Source organism: Arthrobacter pascens, assembly GCF_030816475.1.
Lineage (GTDB): Bacteria > Actinomycetota > Actinomycetes > Actinomycetales > Micrococcaceae > Arthrobacter > Arthrobacter pascens_B.
On the sequence record NZ_JAUSXF010000001.1, the window covers coordinates 2,844,922 to 2,864,816 of the forward strand.

A 19,895-nucleotide genomic window follows, 5' to 3' on the forward strand; every position below is an offset into this window, starting at 1 on the left:
CAGTGATCCTCTCAGGCCGGCTACAGTCCCAGTTCACGGGCGATCAGCATCAGCTGGACCTCCGTGGTGCCCTCCCCCACTTCGAGGATTTTGGAGTCGCGGTAGTGGCGCGCCACGGTGAATTCGTTGATGAAGCCATAGCCGCCAAATACCTGGGTGGCATCCCGCGCATTGTCCATGGCTGCCTCGCCTGCGACCATCTTAGCGATGGCCGCCTGGGTCTTGAACGGCTTGCCCGCCAGCATCCTCGCGGCGGCGTCGTAGTACGCCAGCCGGGCTGTGTGGGCCCGGGCCTCCATCCGGGCGATCTTGAAGGAGATGGCCTGGTACTTGCCGATATGGTGCCCGAAGGCCTTCCGCTCCTTTGCGTACTTCACTGACAGGTCCACGCATCCCTGCGCGGCTCCAGTGGCCAGGGCGGCGATGGCGATCCGGCCCTCGTCCAGGATGGAGAGGAAGTTGGCGTAGCCGCGGCCTTCCTCGCCCAGCAGATTTTCTTCCGGGACGCGGACGTTATTCAGGGTCAGCGGATGGGTATCCGACGCGTTCCAGCCCACCTTGTTGTACGCCTTCTCCGCTTTGAAGCCCGGGGTGCCGGTGGGCACCAGGATGGTGGAGATCTCCTTCTTGATGCTGCCGTCCTTGCGCTCCTTCTGGCCCGTGACGGCGGTGACGGTGACCAGGCGGGTGATGTCGGTCCCTGAGTTGGTAATGAACTCCTTGTTGCCGTTAATCACCCAATTCCCGTCCTCACGCCGGGCGTGGGTCTTGGTGCCGCCGGCGTCCGAGCCGGCTTCCGGCTCGGTCAGGCCGAAGCCGGCGAGCGCCTTTCCTGAGGCGAGCAGGGGCAGCCATTCCTTCTTCTGCGCGTCGGACCCGAACCGGTACACGGGCATGGCGCCCAGGGAGACCCCGGCCTCCAGCGTGATGGCTACAGATTGATCCACCCTGCCCAGCTGCTCCAGCGCCAGCGCGAGCGCAAAGTAGTCGCCTCCCATCCCGCCGAACTCCTCCGGAAACGGCAGCCCGAAGAGGCCCATGTCCGCCATGTGGGAGATCACTTCATAAGGGAAGCTGTGTTCCTCGTCGTGCCTGGCGGATACGGGCGCCACGACGTTGTCCGCGAAGTCACGGACAGTATCGCTGAGGTCCTGGTATTCCTCGCTGAGGTCAAAATCCGGCATGTCTAGGCTCCTTTGCCAGTGGTGGTTGGATCCCCGTTTGTTGGATCCGCGTTTGTTGGATCCCCGTTTGTTGGGTCCCCGGCGGCGGGGCCGGTTCCTGGGGGTGTTTCCGGGTGGATGGTGGCGACCACCTGGTCAACCTTCACAAGGTCGCCGGACCTGATGCTGATGTGGACAGTACCGTCCAGCGGCGCCAGAAGTTGATGTTCCATCTTCATAGCCTCCACGGAGAGCAGCACCTGTCCGGCTTTCACGGTGTCGCCGTCGCGCACCGGAACTGACACCACGGTTCCGGGCATCGGCGAGCGCACCGCCGGGTCCGCGGTTCCCTCCTCGCGTTCGATGGCAGCCAGCACACGGGCCAGCCGCGATTCACGGGTGAGCACCTCAAGCCGGCAGGACCAGCCGCCGTTGCCTACGTAGACGGTCAGGGGGTTCCCCTCCCGCGGGCTTTCTTGCAGGGGCGGGCCAAGGGCGAACCTCAGTTCCCCGCCGTCGATCTCCAGGAACACGTTGTCATCCGAGAGCCCGATGACGTTCACCAGGTGCTCTGCGCCCCCGTTTACTCTTACTCTGGCGTCCCCCGTGCCGCTGTTGCCCTGCCAGGTGACTGCCACGGTGGACATCGTGCCGTCGGGGACGCCGAAGCTCTTCGTCCAGGGGGCGCGTGTACCCAGGCGCCAGCCTTCGACGGTATTCCACGGGGAGTGCACCGACGCCGGAGGCCCGGCCAGGATCCGGAGCTGCATGGCTGCGGCGATGAGTTCGGCATCGCCGACCTGGCGGAAGCTGAAGTGCGGCATCTTGCGCTCGATCAGGCCGGTGTCGAGCCGGCCGGCCCTGACGTCAGGGTCGTTGATCAGCAGGCGCAGGTATTCGACGTTCGTGTCGATGCCCAGCACCGTGTAGCGCCCGAGTGCCTCGTCCAGTTTGTCCAGCGCGGCTCCTCGGTCCTGGCCCCAGGCAATGACCTTGGAGACCATGGGATCGTAGTCGCTGGAGATCATGAGTCCCGCCAGCAGCGAGGAATCGATCCGGACGGCAGGGTCCGCCGGCGCCTGGGTACGCCCATGGTGCGAGCCGGTGAGACTGCCCCGCTCATCCAGGAGCACTACCTCGCCGGCCGACGGCAGGAAGTTCCGTTCCGGGACCTCGGCGTAGACACGCGCCTCCACGGCGTGACCGTTGAGGACGACGTCGGCCTGTGCCACGGTCAGCTGCTCACCCGCGGCGATGCGCACCTGCCATTCGACCAGGTCGACGCCGGTGACCATTTCCGTGACGGGATGTTCGACCTGCAGCCGGGTGTTCATCTCCATGAAGAAGAACTCGTCCGGCGCGTCGTCCGAGACCAGGAACTCCACAGTGCCGGCCCCACGGTAGTTGACGCTGCGGGCCGCGTTGCAGGCGGCTTCTCCGATCCGGGCGCGGGTGGCGCCGCCATTATCCAGCGATTCCAGGAGCGGTGACGGTGCCTCCTCGATGACCTTCTGGTGCCGGCGCTGCAGGGAGCATTCACGCTCGCCAAGGAAGATGACATTGCCGTGGTTGTCCGCCAGGACCTGCACTTCGATGTGTCGCGGCGCCTTGATCAGCCGTTCCAGGAACAGGGTGTCGTCGCCGAATGCGCTGGCCGCCACGCGGCGGGCCGCAGCCAGGGTGGCCTGCAGTTCTTCGGGACGCTCCACAACATGCATGCCCTTGCCGCCGCCGCCCGCGGAGGGCTTGATGAGCAGCGGAAAGCCGACGCCGGATGCGGCCTCGGCCAGCTCGGCATCAGTCAGGCCCGGCCGCGCGATGCCCGGGACCACGGGAACCCCGTACCCTGCCACGTGGTTCTTTGACCGGATCTTGTCGCCCATGATGTTCAGCGCCTCGACGCCGGGACCGATGAAAGTGATGCCTGCCTTTTCCAGTGCCCGGGCAAAGTCCACGTTCTCGCTCAGGAAGCCGTAGCCGGGGTGGACGGCATCGGCGCCGGTGTCCCGGCATGCCTGGATGATGGCTTCGGTCTTGAGGTAGCTCTCGGAGGCGGCGGCGGGGCCGATCAGCACCGCTGTGTCCGCCTCGCGCACGTGCCGGGCGCCGGCGTCGGCCTCGCTGTAAACGGCGACGGAACGGATGCCCAGGGTGCGCAGGGTCCGGATCACGCGACAGGCAATCTCGCCCCGGTTGGCCACAAGGACGGTGTTGAACAGCGCAGGATCGAACTGGGCAGGATTGAACGGTGCAGGCTCGGCTGCACTCTGGGGCATGTGGGGTGCTTGGCTCATGTGCTGGCTCACATCCTGAAGAGGCCGAAGGAGGTCTCCGGCAGCTGGGCGCGGGAAACGACGTCGAGCGCCAGCCCCAGGACGGTGCGGGTGTCAGCGGGGTCGATCACGCCGTCATCCCATAGCCGGGCCGTGGAGTAATACGGGCTGCCCTGCTCCTCATACTGCTGCCTGATCGGGGCCTTGAAAGCTTCCTCGTCCTCGGCGGGCCAGTCCTGGCCCGCCGTCTGGTACTGGTCCCGCTTAACGGTGGCCAGCACGCTGGACGCCTGGTTGCCGCCCATCACCGATATCCGGGATGCAGGCCACATCCACAGGAAACGCGGTGAATAGGCCCGGCCGCACATGGAGTAGTTGCCCGCGCCGAAGGATCCGCCAATCACCACCGTCAGCTTGGGCACCCGGGCCGTGGCCACGGCAGTGACCATCTTGGCGCCGTTCTTGGCGATGCCGCCTTGCTCGGAGTCCTTGCCCACCATGAAGCCCGAGATGTTCTGCAGGAAAACCAGCGGGATGCCGCGCTGGTCGCACAACTCGATGAAGTGCGCGCCCTTGAGGGAGGACTCACTGAACAGCACGCCGTTGTTGGCCACAATGCCCACCGGGTGGCCGTGCAGCCTGGCGAAGCCGGTGACCAGGGTGGCGCCGTATTCCTTCTTGAATTCGTGGAACCTGCTGCCGTCCACCAGCCGGGCTATAACCTCGCGCACGTCGTACGGCGCGTTGACGTCCGTGGGCACCGCACCGTAGAGCCCGGCGGGATCGACGGCGGGTTCGACGGCGGCATCGACATCCCAGGCGGGCGCGGCCGGGCGGGGCAGGGTGGCCACGATGTCGCGGATGATCTGCAGGGCGTGTTCGTCGTTTTCGGCCAGATGATCCGTGACGCCGGAAATCCTGGAATGGACCTCGCCCCCGCCCAGTTCCTCCGCAGTGACGATTTCGCCGATGGCCGCCTTCACGAGCGGCGGCCCGCCCAGGAAGATGGTGCCCTGGTTGCGGACAATGACTGTTTCGTCGCTCATGGCCGGCACGTAGGCGCCCCCGGCTGTGCAGGAGCCCATCACTGACGCGATCTGCGGGATCTTGGCAGCGGACAGCCGCGCCTGGTTGAAAAAGATCCGGCCGAAGTGCTCCTTGTCAGGGAAGACCTCATCCTGTTTGGGCAGGAAGGCCCCGCCGGAGTCCACCAGGTAGATGCACGGCAAACGGTTTTCGAAGGCAATTTCCTGCGCCCTCAAGTGCTTCTTTACCGTCATGGGATAGTAGGTGCCGCCTTTGACCGTGGCGTCGTTGGAGATCACCAGCACATGGCGGCCGTGGACCAGCCCGATTCCGGTGATGACCCCTGCCCCCGGGGAGTCGTCGTCATACATTCCGTTGGCGGCGAGCGCCCCGATCTCCAGGAACGGGCTGCCGTCATCCAGCAACCGGTCGATGCGTTCGCGGGGCAGGAGCTTCCCCCTGGCCACGTGGCGCTCACGCGACTTTTCCGGCCCGCCCTGCGCAGTCCGGGCCAGCCTGTCCCGCAGCTCTTCCGCGAGCACCTGCTGCGCTTTGCTGTTTGCGGCGAAAGACTCGCTGGATGCGTCAAGCCGGCTGACGAGGGTCTCCATGGACTGGATCCGTTCCTGTTCCGTTCAAAGCCGTAAAAGGCAACTCGGTTAGTGCTCAGTAACTGGGATTTAGGTTAGTCTCTATTAACTGTGATGTCCAACACGTAGCAGCCAAGCTAGAATTTTCAGGTCCGAGGAGGAAATGTGCCCACCACCCAGGCCCGGCAATCAGAGCAGCGCAGCGCTTTGGTGCAACCTGGCCAGTTAGCCCAATCAACACAGCCAGGCCAATCAACCCAGCCAAGCCAATCAACGCAGCCGGCCCAGGCGACCCAGCGCAGCCAGGCCAAGGAGAACCGGCGCCAGGCGCTGCTGGCGGCGGCAGCCTCCCTGTTCGCCGTGAACGGATTCAACCGCGTGTCGCTGGAGGACCTGGGCGCGGCTGCCGGGGTCAGCGGACCTGCGGTGTACCGGCACTTCTCCGGCAAGCAGGCTGTCCTGGGCGACCTTCTGCTCACCGTGAGCCGTGAACTGCTCGACGGCGGCCGGCGGGTGGTGGCCGAATCGGCAGATCCACTCGTGGCCTTGGGCCGGCTGGTGGAATTCCAGGTGGACTTTGCGCTGGGCAAGCCCGACGTGATCCGCGTCCAGGACCGGGACTTCAGCAACCTCACCGAACAGGACCAGGCCGAGGTGCGGGCTTTGCAGCGCAACTATGTCGAGGTATGGGTTGAGGTCCTTGCGGCACTGCATCCCGACACCGACGCCGCAGATCTCCGGATGCGCGCCCATGCCACCTTCGGCCTCATCAACTCCACGCCCCATTCGGTCCGCAGCCATGGCCGCAGGATGGCGCCCAAGACCGCCAGGCCGCTACTGGAGAGCATGGCCCTGGCTGCCCTCACGGTTGACGCAAGGCCGGCCTCCTAGCAGGCACGACTCCTAGCACGTACGAACGGCCCGGACCCGCATGAGCGTTGCCGGGCAGCAACGCTCATGCGGGCGCGGGCCGCTTGTGAGGCGGAGGCGGAGCCTGGCCGCCTAGATCATCGTCAGGACCATGCCGGGTTCGGCCAGGATCATGCCGACGTCGGCCAGGAACCTCGAGCCCTGCTCCCCGTCCACGAGCCGGTGGTCAAAGGACAGGCTCAGTGTCATGGCCTGGCGCAGGGCCACCTCGCCGCGATACTCCCAGGGAGCCTTCCGCACGGCTCCCACGGCCAGGATGGCTGCCTCGCCGGGGTTGAGGATGGGCGTTCCTGCATCGATGCCGAAGACCCCGATGTTGGTGATGGAGATGGTGCCGCCGGACAGCTCGGCCGGCGATGTCTTGCCGGCCCGGGCAGTCTCGGTCAGTCCTGTCAGGGCTTCGGACAGTTCCGTCAGGGAAAGGGTGTCTGCGTCCTTGATGTTCGGTACGGTCAGTCCGCGGGGCGTTGCCGCGGCGATGCCCAGGTTCACGTAATTGAACTGCACGATCTCCTGGCTGGCATCGTCCCACCGTGAGTTCAACGTGGGGTTCCGACGGAGCGCAATCAGTACTGCCTTGGCCACCAGTGTCAGCGGCGTGAGCTTGTACCCGGCAAAAGCGTTGCTTGCCTTCAGCCTGGCGAGCAGGTCCATGGCGGGCGTGACATCAACGGTCAGGAACTCGGTCACGTGCGGGGCGGTGAATGCGCTGGCGACCATGGCTGCAGCGGTGAACTTGCGTACTCCCTTGATGGGCGTGCGGATCTCCCGCTCCCGAACAGCGCCCGCGCCGGCAGCCGTTCCCTGCCCGTCCCTGGCCGGGGTAGGGTACTCGGCCGCCGCGGGAAGTTCCCCGCCGCCGACAAAGTCCAGGACGTCGTCCCGGGTGATCAGCCCGTCCGGCCCGCTGCCTTTAACCTCTGCCAATTCCACGCCAAGATCCTTGGCCAGCTTCCGCACCGGGGGTGTGGACCTGGGCCGTTCACCCGCGGGGGCACCTCGGGTTTCCGGAACATGAGGCTCCGGAACAGGTGCCACCGGGGCTTGCACCGTACCCGCTGGCAACGCGCCGGCAGACGCAGTGCCTGAAGACACAGTGCCCGCAGACGGAGTGCCCGCAGACGCAAAAGTGCGGGCGGCAGGGGCGCTTGCGGCGGCACCGGGGGCGGCAAGAGCGCGGGGCCGCCGGACCGGCCGCCCTGAACTTTCGACGACGGCGCCGTACCCGACCAGGTTCGGCTGCCTGGTGGGCGTCCCCGCTTCAGCCGTCTCGGCGCCGGTGCTGCCAGTGCCTGAGCTGGCGGCCGACCCGGCCCGTCCACCCTGTGTGTCCGCCGCGGCGGGCCTGGCAGCGGAAGGCGATTCGCCGCCGTCGTCCGCTACCTCGAAGGAGACGATCGGCTTGCCCACCTCCACGATGGTCCCGGGCTGTTCGTGGAGGGCCGTGATAACCCCCGCGAATGGTGACGGCAGTTCCACCACGGCCTTGGCGGTTTCAACCTCGGCAATGACCTGGTTGAGGCTGACGGTGTCGCCGACTCCTACCTTCCAGCTGAGGATTTCGGATTCCGTGAGGCCTTCGCCGAGATCCGGGAGCCTGAATTCCTTGATCATGGTGGCGTTCACCCTTCCAGCCCGCTGAGCGAGTTCGGACGGCCAAGGGCGCGGTCCACACCGTCAAGGATCCTGTCGAGGCCGGGAAGGTGATGCATTTCCAACTTTGAGTACGGGTACGGGATGTCGAAGCCGGTGACCCGGACCGGCGCGGCTTCCAGGTGGTAGAAGCAGCGTTCGGTGATGCTGGCTGCCACCTCTGCTCCGAGGCCGCCCGACTGGCCCGCTTCGTGGGTGACCACCAGGCGGCCCGTCTTCCGCACGGATGCTTCGAGGGTGGCGTAGTCCACTGGTGCCAGCGAGCGCAGGTCGATGACCTCGATGGAGATGCCCTCGTCAGCGGCGGCCGTGGCGGCATCCCGGGCGGTCTTGACCAAGGGGCCGTAGGCCACGAGCGTCACGTCGGCGCCTTCGGTGAGCACGCGCGCCTTGTCCATGGGCAGGGCAGAGCCGGGATCAAGGGACTCGTCGACCTCGCCCTTGTCGTGATAGCGCCGCTTGGGTTCGAAATAGAGGACGGGGTCGTCGCAGGAGATTGCCTGCTGGATCATGGTATGCGCGTCCTGCGGGTTGGAGACGCTCACCACCCGGAGCCCGGATGTATGGGTGAAGTAGGCCTCCGGCGATTCGGAGTGGTGTTCGGGCGAGCCGATTCCGCCCCCGAAGGGCACGCGGATGGTGATGGGCATCTTCACAGCGCCCTGGGTCCGGTAGTGCATCTTGGCGACCTGGCTGACGATCTGGTCGAAGGCCGGGTAGATGAAGCCGTCGAACTGGATTTCCACCACGGGCCGGTAGCCGCGGTAGGCCAGGCCGACGGCGGTGCCCACAATGGCCGACTCGGCCAGGGGCGTATCCACCACGCGGTGCTTGCCGAAGTCTTTCTGGAGGCCGTCGGTCACCCGGAACACACCGCCGAGGGTCCCGATGTCCTCCCCCAGCAGGATGACCTTGGGATCGTTCTCGAGTGATTTGCGCAGGCCGGCGTTAATGGCACGGGCAAACGTCATCTGGGTCATCAGCGTGCACCTTCTTCTGAAACGGCTCCTGCGGGATCACCAAAGGAAGCCAGGTAACGTGAGTAGTGGTCCTGCTGACGGTCCAGCCAGGTGTTCGGTGAGCTGTAGACATGCTTGAAAATATCCAGCGGCTCCGGGTCAGGCATGGTGGTGCAGCCCAAGCGCATCTCCCGGGCCACGGCATCCGCCTTCGCCTGGACGAGCTGCCGCAGTTCATCGGTGAGGAGGCCCTTGCGGTCCAGGAGGGACTCGAGGCGGGAAATGGGGTCCTTGGCTGCCCAGTCCTCCAACTCGTTGGCGTCGCGGTAGCGGGTGGGGTCATCGGCCGTGGTGTGCGGGCCCATGCGGTATGTGACGGCTTCGATGAAGGTCGGTCCGCCGCCGCGCCTGGCACGGTCAAGGGCAACGCGGGTCGCGGCCATCACGGCCAGGACATCGTTGCCGTCCACCCGCATGCTCGGAATGCCGAAGCCTGCAGCCCTGTCAGCAAGCTGGATGTGGGACTGCAACCGCACCGGCTCCGAAATGGCCCACTGGTTGTTCTGGCAGAAGAAGACCACGGGCGCCTGGAAGCTGGCAGCGAAGACCATGGCCTCATTGACGTCGCCTTCGCTGGTGGCACCATCGCCGAAGTAGGTGATGGCCACCGAATCCGCACCGTCGTTCTGGATTCCCATGGCATAGCCCGTGGCATGCAGGGTCTGCGCTCCAATGATGATCGTCGGCGTGGCCATGTTGATGGTGTAGGGATCCCACCCTGATGATGCGTTTCCCCGCCACACCCTGATGATGTCTGTCAGGCCCACGCCGCGGCAGTACGCCACCCCGTTTTCGCGGTAGCTGGAAAAGACAAAGTCGTCACCGCGCAAGGCCCTGCCTGAACCGATCTGGGACGCTTCCTGTCCCAGCAAAGGGGGCCAGAGAGCCAGCTCTCCTTGCCGCTGGAGTGCGGTTGCCTCCACATCGATCCGCCGGACAACCATCATGTCCTCGTACAGGGAGCACAGGGTTTCGTCAGTGATGTCCTGCACCCAGGGATCGAATTCCGGATGGCTGATCCGCTCCCCCGCGGGGGTGACCAGCTGGATCAGGTTCCCTTTTGGACCGCCGTGTTCTTCTGTGCTGTTGCCGGGGCCTCCGGCGCTTGGTCCGCCCTGGCCCGCTTCGTCTGTAGACACGATCGCCCGCCAACCTTCTCACGTCGTTTGACCGGCTCCTAGGGACTTGTGGTCCCGCCATTGCCGGCCGCCCGGGCACCGTTGCCCCGGTTAATTGTGACCCTACTCACAATGCTCAATGGGTACAACTACCGCGCGAATCGCTGAGCATAATGCTCTGTCTGGCGCCTCCGGACCGTGCTAGCGTTGCGCATTATGCAAGCTTTGGATGGCACTGATACCCGGCTGCTTTCGGCCCTGGCACGGGACCCCCGGCGCACGGTCGTGGCGCTCGCGCAGAAGCTTGGCCTGTCCCGGAACACGGTCCAGGCCAGGATGGCCCAGCTGGAGAAAAAACACGTCTTCCTGTCTTTTGAGCGGCGCATTAATCCGGTGTCACTTGGATATCCCTTGATGGCATTCATCTCGGTCCATGTGCAGCAGCAGAAGCTGGGCCAACTGGCCAGGGACCTGGCCGGCGTCCCTGAAATCCTTGAAGGATACGGCCTTACCGGTTCCGCCGACCTTCTGCTGCGGGTCGTGGCGCTGGACGCTGAAGACCTGTTCAGGATCAACGGCAAGATCCTGGCGTGCGACGGGGTGGAACGGACCGACACGGCACTGGCCATGAGCGAGCTCATTCCTTTCCGTATCCAGCCGCTGCTGGAGCGGAGGTCCGCAGAGGGCTAGGACACTGCTGGCAGACCGCGGCTCATTGACCTGAAGGACCCAGTCAGGACGCCGCCCCGGATTCCGGGTTATAGGCTGGTGCAGGTTGAATACAGGGGGCGCCGCACAGGGGTCCCTGCAATAAGGCAGCGCCCCGCCCTGCCGGAAAGGCTCCATCTTGGGCATTCCTCCGGAACCGCACCGGCCGCCGCGCCAGCCTGACACGGTGCCGCCGGCACAGCAGCACCCGGCAGAGCCGCCAGAACAGGAGCCCCTGGCAGAGCCACTGGAACAGCAGTTCCAGCCGAATGCAGCAGCCCCCGACGCACCCCGATTCCGGCGTCGGTATGTGGCACCGGGCAACTTCGCCACTGCGGGCAAGGATAGTTCCCCTTTCGGGCTCCCGGGCCGGCCACGGGGCAACGGCCGCAGAAAGCTGTGGACGGTCCTGGGAATCGTGGGCGGTGCGCTCCTCCTGGTGATCATCGGAGTAGTCATCCTGGTCAACGTGGCGGGCGGAGCGACCAACAAGGCCAGGGGCCTGGCAGACAACTTCACGAAACTGGTCATCGCGGGCGAAAGCTCCCGGGCCTACGACGACTATCTGGACCCCGCGCTGAAGGAACAGCTGTCGAAGGAGGACTTCATCGCCGGCGTCCAAAGCCTGCAGATGGACGATACCTGCAAGACCGCCTATGACAACCTCAAGGTCAGCTCGGACAACGGCACCAATGCGGCCGAGGTGACAGGTCACATCTCCTGTAAAGGCGATAAGAACATTGACCTGGCATATCGCTTTGCCGGCAGGGACGAGCTCAGGATGATGGACATCAAACTGAAGCCCAAGGTGTAGCCCCGGCATCTGCCGAAAACTTCACCCATCCGCGCCAGCCCGTGCCCCGAATTGCTTCCTGAGGATCCCGTCCGGGATCCCGTAGTCAGGCGGGACCGAATCGTCCTGCCTTACCGGAAGGACTCGGCCATGCGCACATCCCCGAACCGTCTTATCGCCACCGTTTTCGGCGCCGTTTACCTGCTTGTCGGCCTTCTCGGCTTCGCGGTAACCTCCGGCGTCGGCTTTTTCGCGACCGAGGGCAACAACCTCATCATTTTCGAAGTCAACCCGCTGCACAACGTCATCCACCTCGCCATCGGTGCGGCCCTGCTGTCCGCCGGCCTCAAGAACACCACTACGGCCCGCACAGTGAACGCCGCCGTGGGCGGGGTGTACCTCCTGGTCGGTGTAGTCGGTCTGTTCCTCCTGTCATCGCCGCTGAACATCATTGCCCTCAATGGCGCTGACAACGTGCTGCACCTCGCCAGCGCCGTCCTCCTCCTCGGCGTGGGCCTGTCCCTGGACAAGTCCCCCGCCACTGCCCGGGCCTAGCGGCCATGGCGCCCGTGCCGGCGGAGGGGTCGGCCGCGATCGCTGTCCGGCTCTTCGCCGGCTTCGCAGGATTCGGGGCAGGGGCAGTGAACCTGGCCCTCTCGTCCAGCCTCCTGGTGGCGCCGGCAGGAGGCGGCACTCCCCTGCAGGCCGCATCGGGGATCCTCGCAGGACTGTGGGGAACCGCGCTTATCCTGGCGGCAGTTCTTTCGCTGTATCGCGCCCGCGTTCCGGCAGGTCCAGGCTGGTTCGCTCTGCTGGCGGCGGCTGCGGGGATCCACGCGGCTGCCCTCCTGCTAAGCCGCGGACCCGCTTCCAGCCTCAACATCAGCCATCTCGCGGCCCTGCTGCTGACACTGATGATTGTCGCTTCGACCGCCTGGCTTGGCAGGCAACGAACGGGGCACGACGACGGCGGGGCTCCCGCCGTCGTCCGGCCGGGAGTGCTGTTGCTGGCGGCCTTCGGCGGCGCCGTACTGGTTGCCGGAATCGCGACGCCGGGCCTTGCCGCTTCCGCTGCCGGCCAGTATGCCGTTCCCCATGGCCAGCACGGGGAGCCGGCCGTGCCAGGTGACCATAATCCGGGCCATCATCAGCAGTGACCACATGCCGGTCCAGAAGCTGCAAACGGAAAGAGTCCCTGTGGCTCGCGAGCTGTCCGCTCCACAGGGACTCTTTCCGTTCCTCAACTGCTCAGCTCACGGCTGACGGACCTCCGGGCGTCAGTGGTTGACCGCCTTCTCGGCGCCCACTCCCGTGAGTGACCTGACTTCCATCTCAGCCTGCTTGGCGATGTCCTCACGCTTCTTGTCAAGAACCGTGCCAAGCCAGCCCAGCAGGAACGCCAGCGGAATGGACACTATGCCCGGGTTGCTCAACGGGAAGAGGGCGAAATTTGCACCCGGAATCATGGACGTCTTGGCGCCGGAAACCACCGGCGAGAAGATGATCAGGATGATCGCCGAACCCAGGCCGCCGTACATGCTCCACACGGCGCCCTGGGTGGTGAACCTGCGCCAGAACAGCGAGTAGACAATGGTGGGCAGGTTTGCCGAGGCGGCCACGGCGAAGGCGAGCGCCACGAGGAAGGCAACGTTCTGGCCGTTGGCGAAGATGCCGCCCAGGATCGCCAGCACGCCGATGACCACCACGGTCCGACGCGCCACCTTCACTTCAGTGTCGGCGTCGGCCTTCCCCTTGGAGATGACGCTGGCGTAGATGTCATGGGCGAAGGAGGCGGCTGCGGTGATTGTCAGGCCGGCCACCACTGCCAGGATAGTGGCGAAAGCAACCGCGGAAATGAAGCCCAGGAGCAGCGGTCCACCGAGGTGGAAGGCAAGCAGCGGGGCCGCTGAGTTGACGCCGCCCGGCGCCGCCTTGATCGTTTCTGCGCCCACCAGCGCTGCAGCGCCGTAGCCCAGGACCAGAGTGAACAGGTAGAAAAGGCCGATCAGGCCAATGGACCACACCACGGATTTGCGGGCTTCCTTGGCGGTCGGAACCGTATAGAAGCGCATCAGCACGTGCGGCAGGGCAGCGGTGCCCAGAACCAGCGCCAGGCCCAGGGACATGAAGTCCAGCTTCGACGTTTCGGTCTTGCCGTACTGCAGGCCCGGGTTGAGCATGTTCGGGTTGCCCGAGGTCTCCACGGCGCCGCCCAGCAGGTCGGAGAGGTTGAAGCCGTAGATGGCGAGGACCCAGAAGGTCATCACGGCGGCGCCGGCAATCAGGAGCATTGCCTTGATGATCTGGACCCAGGTGGTGCCCTTCATTCCGCCGATCAGTACGTACATGATCATCAGGGCGCCGACGACGATAATTACCAGCGCCTGTCCGCCCCAGTCGCTAATGCCCAGGAGCAGGGAGATCAAGCTGCCGGCGCCCGCCATCTGCGCCAGCAGGTAGAAGAAGCAGACGGCAAGTGTGGAGATGGCAGCGGCAATCCTGACCGGACGCTGTTTTAGCCGGAAGGAGAGCACATCGGCCATGGTGAACTTCCCGGTATTGCGGAGCAGTTCGGCGACGAGCAACAGCGCAACCAGCCAGGCAACCAGGAAGCCGATGGAGTACATAAAGCCGTCGTAGCCGTTGATGGCAATGGCACCTGTGATCCCCAGGAACGATGCTGCGGAGAGGTAGTCGCCGGCGATGGCGGTGCCGTTCTGCGGGCCGGTGAACGAGCGCCCCGCGGCGTAGTAGTCCGCCGCCGTTTTGTTGTTTCGGCTGGCCCGGACCACGATCACCATGGTCACGGCGACAAACAGGCCGAATATCCCCATATTGAGGAGTGTGGTTTCTTTGAGGTCGGCGACGTCAACCGCAGTGGCAATCCCGATCATTTGCTGACTCCACTCACTCGGTTGCCGTCCTTGTCGAACTCATGGCCTTCAATTTCGTTGCGGATCTCGGCCGCGATGGGGTCCAGCCGGCGGTTGGAATAGCTGACATACCAGCCGGTGATGGCGAACGTCGACACGAACTGGAGCAGGCCCAGGATTAGGCCGACGTTGATGTTGCCCCATACCTTGGTGGACATAAAGCCAGCCGCGTAGTCGGCCAGCAGGACATACGCGAAGTACCACAGCAGGAACGCGATGGCCATGGGGAAAACAAAGCTGCGGTGACGTTTGCGCAGTTCCTGGAACCGCTCGGTCGACTGGACCTGCTCGAAGTCCACGGACGCCGCAGCGTCCGGAGTCGGGGCATCATGACCCATCTTTCCTCCTCATTGAGACTTGCCTGGTTCACGCCGGCGAGCGCCTTACGCAAGATGCCGCCAATGTGACTGCAATCACTGTGCATCGTGAATGGTGCGGGACACCATGGACTGCGAGGGGCGCTCGCCCAGCGGTCCCAATGCTGCGGCAAACGGCACCCGCGCTACGCTGGGCACCATGCCGGACTCCCCACTCCTGACCGCCGCGGCAGTTGCCGTCATCGCCCTGGCGGTTGCCGCCGTCGTGGCCGTGGGACTCAAGGTGCTGCATTCCTTCCGGGCGCTGGGTACCGACGCGGAGCGCGCAACCTACACCACCCTTCATGCGGCATCCGTAGCGGGGCAGCATCTGCGCTCGGGCCTGAACCCCGCCGGGGCGGCCAAGGCGAGCCGCCAGCTGCGTACCCTGCTCGGGTGCGACGCCCTGGCCATCACCGATACAGCCGGCGTGCTCGCCTGGGACGGCGCCGCCGAGGACCTGGAGCTGCGGCTGATGGATCTGGCTGCAGGCGTCCTGGCCGGAGGCAGGACCACCGTGCTCCACGCGGGTGATCTCGCGGGGACCAATGCGGCTGGCGCAATTCCGGCCGGCCATCTTGCCGGCGTCATCGCTCCCGTCCGGGCAGGCTCGCGCGTAGTAGGCGTCGTGGCTGCTTTTGCCCCGGCGGCGGGTGCGGGGCTGGTAAGGGCAACGAGCGAAGTTGCGGACTGGGTATCCGTCCAGGTTGAACTGGCGGAACTTGATGCTTCCCGGACCCTGCTGATGGAAGCGGAAGTGCGGGCGCTGCGGGCCCAGATCAGCCCCCACTTCATCTACAACTCGCTCAACGCCATCGCGTCGTTCATCAACACCGACCCTGCCAGGGCCCGTGACCTGGTGGTGGAGTTCGCCGATTTCACGAGGTACTCCTTCCGGCGGCACGGCGACTTCACCACCCTCGCCGAGGAACTGCGCTGCATCGACCGGTACCTGCTGCTGGAGCGGGCCCGCTTTGGCGACCGGGTGCAGGTAAGCCTGACAATCGCACCGGAGGTCCTGAGTACGGTGATTCCCTTCCTGAGCCTGCAGCCTCTCGTGGAGAACGCGGTCCGGCACGGGCTGGAGGCCAAGGAAGGCCCGGGCCGCATCAGCATCATCGCCAAGGATTCGGGGGCGTTCGCGGAGGTGAGCATCGAGGACGACGGCGTGGGCATGGACCCTGACCGGCTGCGCTCGATGCTGGCCGGACACAGCGACGGAGACCATGTGGGACTGCGCAACGTGGACGTCCGGCTCAGGCAGGTGTACGGAGACGACCACGGCTTGGTGATCGAAACCGCGCCAGGCGAAGGAACGCTCATCACCATGCGCGTGCCCAAGTCCCAGCCGGGCCACGATACAGAAAAACTTCCGCGTCAACGCAGCTAATGTAGGGACCATGATTAGTGTCCTCGTCGCTGATGACGAGTTACCGGCCGTGGAGGAACTGGCTTACCTTTTGGGCAGGGACGACCGGATCGGGACCATTCACCGGGCTTCCTCCGGCAGTGAGGCATTGCGGGTGCTCACCACGCAGAGCGTCGATGCCGTTTTCCTGGACATCCATATGCCTGCGGTTTCCGGCCTGGACATTGCCCGCGCCATAGCCCGCACGGGCGACCCTCCGGCGATCGTATTTGTGACGGCGGACGAGGACTGCGCCCTGGAAGCCTTCGAACTGGCCGCCGTGGATTACCTGCTGAAACCTGTCCGTGCCGAACGGCTGGCCCGCTCGGTGGGCCGGATCAGTGAGCTAATGCGCGACGGCGCGCTGGCACCAGAGATGATTACCGTGGACCAGGGCGGCACCACGCGAATGATCAGGCGCGACGACGTCACCTACGTCCAGGCGCAGGGAGACTACGCACGGCTTCACACCACGGACGCCAGCTTCCTGATTAGGGTGCCGCTGGCAGATCTTGAGCAGCAGTGGGCGGAGGCCGGCTTTATCCGCATACACCGGTCCTATCTGGTGGCGCTGAAGCACATCACGTCCATGAAGCTCGCAGCAGACAAGCCGAGCGTCACGGTGGCGGGGGCGGGCCTGCCCATCAGTCGCCGCCACCTTCCCATGGTCAGGGAGAAGCTGGAAGCCACGCGGATCCGGCCGCAGGCATGACACGCGTCAGGGTTACAGCCCCCCGGACGGCGGCCCTGCCCGCCAGTGACACGCGTGAGGCGGCTCAGGAATCGGAAGTCGGACAGGTGTTTGTGCGGTCCCTGATCCGATCCCAGTTGTGGTTGGCACTCGTGGTGGCCGGCGGGTTCCTGCTGGTCCTCTGCGCGTTCGGGCTGCTGGCGGCCGTCCCCGGCCTTGCCGATGCGCGGGTGGCGGGCATCCCCTTCGATTGGCTGCTGCTCGGCGCCGGCATCTACCCGGTGATAGGCCTCAGCGCCTGGCTCTACATCCGCACCGCCGCACGTAATGAAGCCAAGTACCGCGATCTGGCGGAGGACCAGTGAGGCTGCCATGAATCCTGCCGTCGGCGTGGCTGCCCTGGCAGTCGTTTCCCTGGCCACCGCGGGGATCGGTTTCTACGGCCTCCGGATCTCGCGCACGACTGGCGACTTCTACGTGGCCTCCCGTACCGTGCCACCCTGGTGGAACGCTTCGGCCATCGGCGGTGAGTATCTGTCCGCTGCAAGTTTCCTGGGTGTTGCCGGGCTGATCCTGCTTTCCGGAACGGATGCTCTGTGGTTCCCGGTGGGCTACACCGCCGGATACCTGATGCTGCTGCTTTTTGTTGCTGCGCCATTGCGGCGTTCCGGCGCCTACACCATCCCGGATTTCACCGAGGCCCGGCTGAATTCCAGGGCCGTGCGCCGGGTCACCAGTCTGGTGGTGGTTGCCGTGGGTTGGCTGTATGTGGTGCCGCAGCTCCATGGTGCGGCCCTGACCATCAGGATCACCACCGGCCTGCCGTCGTGGGTGGGATCGGTGGCCGTGGTTGTAGTGGTGTGCCTGACTGTGGTGGCCGGCGGTATGCGTTCCATAACTTTTGTGCAGGCGTTCCAGTATTGGCTGAAATTGACGGCCCTGGCCGTTCCAGCAGTGTTCATCGCTTTTGTTCTGGCGGGTAACGGAACTCCTTCTGTCGCTCAAGCCTCCACCAATCCCACCGGGCTCGCTCCTGCCGGGCCCTATCAGAACATCTCCCTGCTGGTGGCGCTGCTCTTCGGGACACTGGGGCTGCCGCACGTCCTGGTGCGGTTCTACACCAATCCTGACGGGCACTCTGCGCGGCGCACCACCCTGATCGTGCTGGGGCTCCTGTCTGTCTTTTATCTCTTCCCGACCGTGTACGGGCTGTTGGGACGCATTTTTGCACCGGAACTTGCCCGCTCGGGCCAGGCTGATGCCATCGTGCTCCTCCTGCCGGGCCAGTTGCTGGGAGGAGCCGCAGGTGACCTGCTGTCTGCGTTGGTGGCGGGCGGGGCTTTCGCTGCTTTCCTCTCCACCACCTCCGGCCTTGTAGTGTCCCTGGCTGGTGTCATCAGCCAGGATGTGCTCGGCGGCAGTGTCCGCGGTTTCCGGCTGGCCGCCGTCACATCGGCTGTTGTCCCGCTGGGTTTCGCCCTCATGACGGACTCACAGGCCCTTGCGGGCAGCGTGGGCCTGGTGTTCGCCTTCACTGCCTCCACGGTCTGCCCGGTATTGCTGCTGGGCATCTGGTGGCGGGGCCTCACAGACGTTGGTGCCATTTCCGGCATGGTGACCGGCGGCCTGCTCTGTGGCGGTGCCATGATCTTCGGAGCAGCGGTGGGGGCTGCCCGCACCCCCTTCTGGCTGGCCCAACCCGCCGCGTGGACCGTGCCCGCTGCCTTCGCGGTGATGGTTATCGTCTCGCTCGCCACGAAGGGGCGTGTGCCGGGAACGATGCCGCGCATCATGACCCGTCTGCACACGCCTGAACGGCCCCTCGTCACGGAACGCTGAGTGCTGGTCCGTCCGATACAGCTGGCGCTGATAGGCCCTCGCGCTGCGGTGCCTGAGGGGGGAGAATTGCCGCATGTCCACTCAGGACCGAGGCCCGCTCCCCGAACGGCAGGAAAGTCACCAGGAGGTCATCCCGCCGTCCGTCCGGGCGCAGCTGCTGGCGACTGAGCACTGGAGCCTGCTTGCCTCCCGCAGCACCACGCAGGGTGAGGTGCTGACGCGGATCAGCATGTTTCTGACCTTCACCTCGGCAAGCCTGGTGAGCGTGGCCCTGGTGGGCCAGGCTACAAGGTTCTCGGACATGTTCATCCTGCTCGCGGTTGTTGTCCTGGGCATCGATGTGCTGATCGGCTGCCTGACTCAGGTGCGCGTGTTGAACGTCGCGATAGAAGACCTGATGTACGTTGTGGCGATGAACCGTCTTCGCGCGGCCTACGTCGAACTTGATCCCGGCATTGCTCCGTACCTGATGGCTGCCCGTTTCGACGACGAAGCGGGCTCCCGTCAGACGTATTTCTTTCTTGGACACCGCAGCATGTTCAGCCATGTGGCGGGAAGCAGCATGGTGTTCATTAACACCGCGAACACAGCGCTACTTGCGATCCTGCTGGGCCTGCTCACATCACTGCTCGGAGCCAGCACCGCCACGGCCGTAACCGTGGGCATCGTCTGCGGGATTGGCTACTTCACCGCCTCATCCATGTACGGCAACCGGCTCTACAGGGCGGCGTGGCGAAGCTTCACACCACTTTCGCCGACGCCGGGCGGGAGCTGAACCCGGACCCTCAGCCGCGCGTCAGTCGATGGCAGCCATCAGCTCAACCACCCGGTCCAGGAACGCGTCAACCTGGTTTTCCTCGTACCCGTCATGACCCACGGCAGGCCGGAAAACCGCCCTGCGGACGTTGTCAACGCTGAGCGGCTTGTCCTCCTCAAGGTAGCCGATCAGGTCACGGCAGAGATTGTCCACGTCTACGGTGTTGTAGCTGCGGATCTTCTTCTTCGACGGGCGGCGGAAGCGTTCGCCGTCGGGCCTGTGCAGCCGTCCGCGCAGGATGCCGGAGAGCTGTCCGATGTCGCGCAGCCATGCTTCCTCGCCGCTGGAGGCGATCAGTTCGTCCCGCTCGCGGCGGGCGAAGGCGTCCTCGAGCCTGTCCAGCGCTGCGTCTACCACAGACGCCGAGTAGCCGCCTTTGACGGGATCAAAGCTGACGCTTCGGACGTCGGCGCTCCCGATGGCATGGACGGCCGCATTCGGCGTCTCAAGGGACACGCGGGCGCGCTGGAGGAACTGGTCCACCTGCTTGGCGTTGTAGCCGTACTCACTGCGCTGCACGCGTTCAAAGGACGCGGGAATCTGCCGTTGGAAATCCACTGCCACTTTATGTTCCTTCA

Annotated in this window: 19 protein-coding genes; 10 read left to right on the plus strand and 9 right to left on the minus strand. The window is 65.2% G+C overall.

Going from position 1 to position 19,895, the window contains the following annotated elements; translation table 11 throughout:
- Nucleotides 1-20: 20 nt before the first annotated feature.
- From QFZ40_RS13075 to QFZ40_RS13085, 3 genes are read right to left on the minus strand one after another with little or no spacing between them, the layout of a single operon-like run.
- A complete protein-coding gene (locus tag QFZ40_RS13075) occupies nucleotides 21-1,184 on the minus strand; it encodes an acyl-CoA dehydrogenase family protein (RefSeq protein WP_306904887.1) in 1,164 nt (387 codons plus the stop codon).
- A 2-nt stretch (nucleotides 1,185-1,186) separates the two neighbouring features.
- On the minus strand, nucleotides 1,187-3,439 hold the full coding sequence (locus QFZ40_RS13080; protein ID WP_306906918.1) for an acetyl/propionyl/methylcrotonyl-CoA carboxylase subunit alpha: 2,253 nt from the start codon (nucleotides 3,437-3,439) through the stop codon (nucleotides 1,187-1,189).
- A 26-nt stretch (nucleotides 3,440-3,465) separates the two neighbouring features.
- Complete coding sequence (locus QFZ40_RS13085) at nucleotides 3,466-5,073, minus strand: carboxyl transferase domain-containing protein (RefSeq protein WP_306904888.1); 1,608 nt, start codon at nucleotides 5,071-5,073, stop codon at nucleotides 3,466-3,468.
- 189 nt (nucleotides 5,074-5,262) lie between these two features.
- Here QFZ40_RS13085 and QFZ40_RS13090 point away from each other — a divergent pair, with 189 nt between their 5' ends.
- Complete coding sequence (locus QFZ40_RS13090; RefSeq protein WP_306906919.1) at nucleotides 5,263-5,943, plus strand: SACE_7040 family transcriptional regulator; 681 nt, start codon at nucleotides 5,263-5,265, stop codon at nucleotides 5,941-5,943.
- A gap of 111 nt (nucleotides 5,944-6,054) precedes the next feature.
- Here the strand turns inward: QFZ40_RS13090 and QFZ40_RS13095 are convergent, their stop codons facing one another.
- From QFZ40_RS13095 to pdhA, 3 genes are read right to left on the minus strand one after another with little or no spacing between them, the layout of a single operon-like run.
- On the minus strand, nucleotides 6,055-7,596 hold the full coding sequence (locus tag QFZ40_RS13095) for a dihydrolipoamide acetyltransferase family protein (protein ID WP_306904889.1): 1,542 nt from the start codon (nucleotides 7,594-7,596) through the stop codon (nucleotides 6,055-6,057).
- 8 nt (nucleotides 7,597-7,604) lie between these two features.
- Entirely contained in the window at nucleotides 7,605-8,615 is a 1,011-nt protein-coding gene (locus QFZ40_RS13100) for an alpha-ketoacid dehydrogenase subunit beta (protein WP_306904890.1), read from the minus strand.
- Nucleotides 8,615-9,793: a pyruvate dehydrogenase (acetyl-transferring) E1 component subunit alpha gene (gene pdhA / locus QFZ40_RS13105; protein WP_373427431.1), complete on the minus strand. Its 1,179-nt coding sequence runs from the start codon at nucleotides 9,791-9,793 to the stop codon at nucleotides 8,615-8,617. Before pdhA ends, QFZ40_RS13100 begins: the two co-directional genes overlap by 1 nt.
- 195 nt (nucleotides 9,794-9,988) lie before the next feature.
- On the opposite strand from pdhA, the gene QFZ40_RS13110 reads away from it, so the two are divergent.
- The 4 genes from QFZ40_RS13110 to QFZ40_RS13125 all read left to right on the plus strand — a co-directional run bounded on the left by QFZ40_RS13110 (nucleotide 9,989) and on the right by QFZ40_RS13125 (nucleotide 12,430).
- A complete protein-coding gene (locus QFZ40_RS13110; RefSeq protein WP_306904891.1) occupies nucleotides 9,989-10,462 on the plus strand; it encodes an Lrp/AsnC family transcriptional regulator in 474 nt (157 codons plus the stop codon).
- 157 nt (nucleotides 10,463-10,619) lie between these two features.
- Nucleotides 10,620-11,294 (plus strand): hypothetical protein, encoded by a 675-nt coding sequence (locus tag QFZ40_RS13115; protein WP_306904893.1) that lies wholly within the window; start codon nucleotides 10,620-10,622, stop codon nucleotides 11,292-11,294.
- Between the two features lie 129 nt (nucleotides 11,295-11,423).
- Nucleotides 11,424-11,828, plus strand: a complete 405-nt coding sequence (locus QFZ40_RS13120; RefSeq protein WP_306904894.1) for a DUF4383 domain-containing protein — start codon at nucleotides 11,424-11,426, stop codon at nucleotides 11,826-11,828.
- Nucleotides 11,829-11,833: 5 nt separating this feature from the next.
- A complete protein-coding gene (locus QFZ40_RS13125) occupies nucleotides 11,834-12,430 on the plus strand; it encodes a hypothetical protein (RefSeq protein WP_306904895.1) in 597 nt (198 codons plus the stop codon).
- A 120-nt stretch (nucleotides 12,431-12,550) separates the two neighbouring features.
- On the opposite strand, the gene QFZ40_RS13130 is transcribed toward QFZ40_RS13125, so the two are convergent.
- Nucleotides 12,551-14,167, minus strand: a complete 1,617-nt coding sequence (locus QFZ40_RS13130) for a solute symporter family protein (RefSeq protein ID WP_306904896.1) — start codon at nucleotides 14,165-14,167, stop codon at nucleotides 12,551-12,553.
- Complete coding sequence (locus QFZ40_RS13135; RefSeq protein WP_306904897.1) at nucleotides 14,164-14,544, minus strand: DUF485 domain-containing protein; 381 nt, start codon at nucleotides 14,542-14,544, stop codon at nucleotides 14,164-14,166. Before QFZ40_RS13135 ends, QFZ40_RS13130 begins: the two co-directional genes overlap by 4 nt.
- 178 nt (nucleotides 14,545-14,722) lie before the next feature.
- On the opposite strand from QFZ40_RS13135, the gene QFZ40_RS13140 reads away from it, so the two are divergent.
- The 5 genes from QFZ40_RS13140 to QFZ40_RS13160 all read left to right on the plus strand — a co-directional run bounded on the left by QFZ40_RS13140 (nucleotide 14,723) and on the right by QFZ40_RS13160 (nucleotide 19,275).
- Nucleotides 14,723-15,952, plus strand: coding sequence for a sensor histidine kinase (locus QFZ40_RS13140; protein ID WP_306904898.1), 1,230 nt, complete (start codon nucleotides 14,723-14,725; stop codon nucleotides 15,950-15,952).
- Between the two features lie 10 nt (nucleotides 15,953-15,962).
- The gene (locus tag QFZ40_RS13145) at nucleotides 15,963-16,682 is read left to right on the plus strand and encodes a LytR/AlgR family response regulator transcription factor (protein ID WP_306904899.1); all 720 of its coding nucleotides are present in this window, start codon (nucleotides 15,963-15,965) and stop codon (nucleotides 16,680-16,682) included.
- Complete coding sequence (locus QFZ40_RS13150; protein ID WP_306904900.1) at nucleotides 16,679-17,026, plus strand: hypothetical protein; 348 nt, start codon at nucleotides 16,679-16,681, stop codon at nucleotides 17,024-17,026. Before QFZ40_RS13145 ends, QFZ40_RS13150 begins: the two co-directional genes overlap by 4 nt.
- A 7-nt stretch (nucleotides 17,027-17,033) precedes the next feature.
- Nucleotides 17,034-18,500 (plus strand): sodium/solute symporter, encoded by a 1,467-nt coding sequence (locus QFZ40_RS13155; protein WP_306904901.1) that lies wholly within the window; start codon nucleotides 17,034-17,036, stop codon nucleotides 18,498-18,500.
- Between the two features lie 73 nt (nucleotides 18,501-18,573).
- Nucleotides 18,574-19,275, plus strand: coding sequence for a hypothetical protein (locus QFZ40_RS13160; protein WP_306904902.1), 702 nt, complete (start codon nucleotides 18,574-18,576; stop codon nucleotides 19,273-19,275).
- 21 nt (nucleotides 19,276-19,296) lie between these two features.
- Here the strand turns inward: QFZ40_RS13160 and QFZ40_RS13165 are convergent, their stop codons facing one another.
- Entirely contained in the window at nucleotides 19,297-19,881 is a 585-nt protein-coding gene (locus QFZ40_RS13165) for a DivIVA domain-containing protein (protein WP_306904903.1), read from the minus strand.
- Nucleotides 19,882-19,895: the final 14 nt, after the last annotated feature.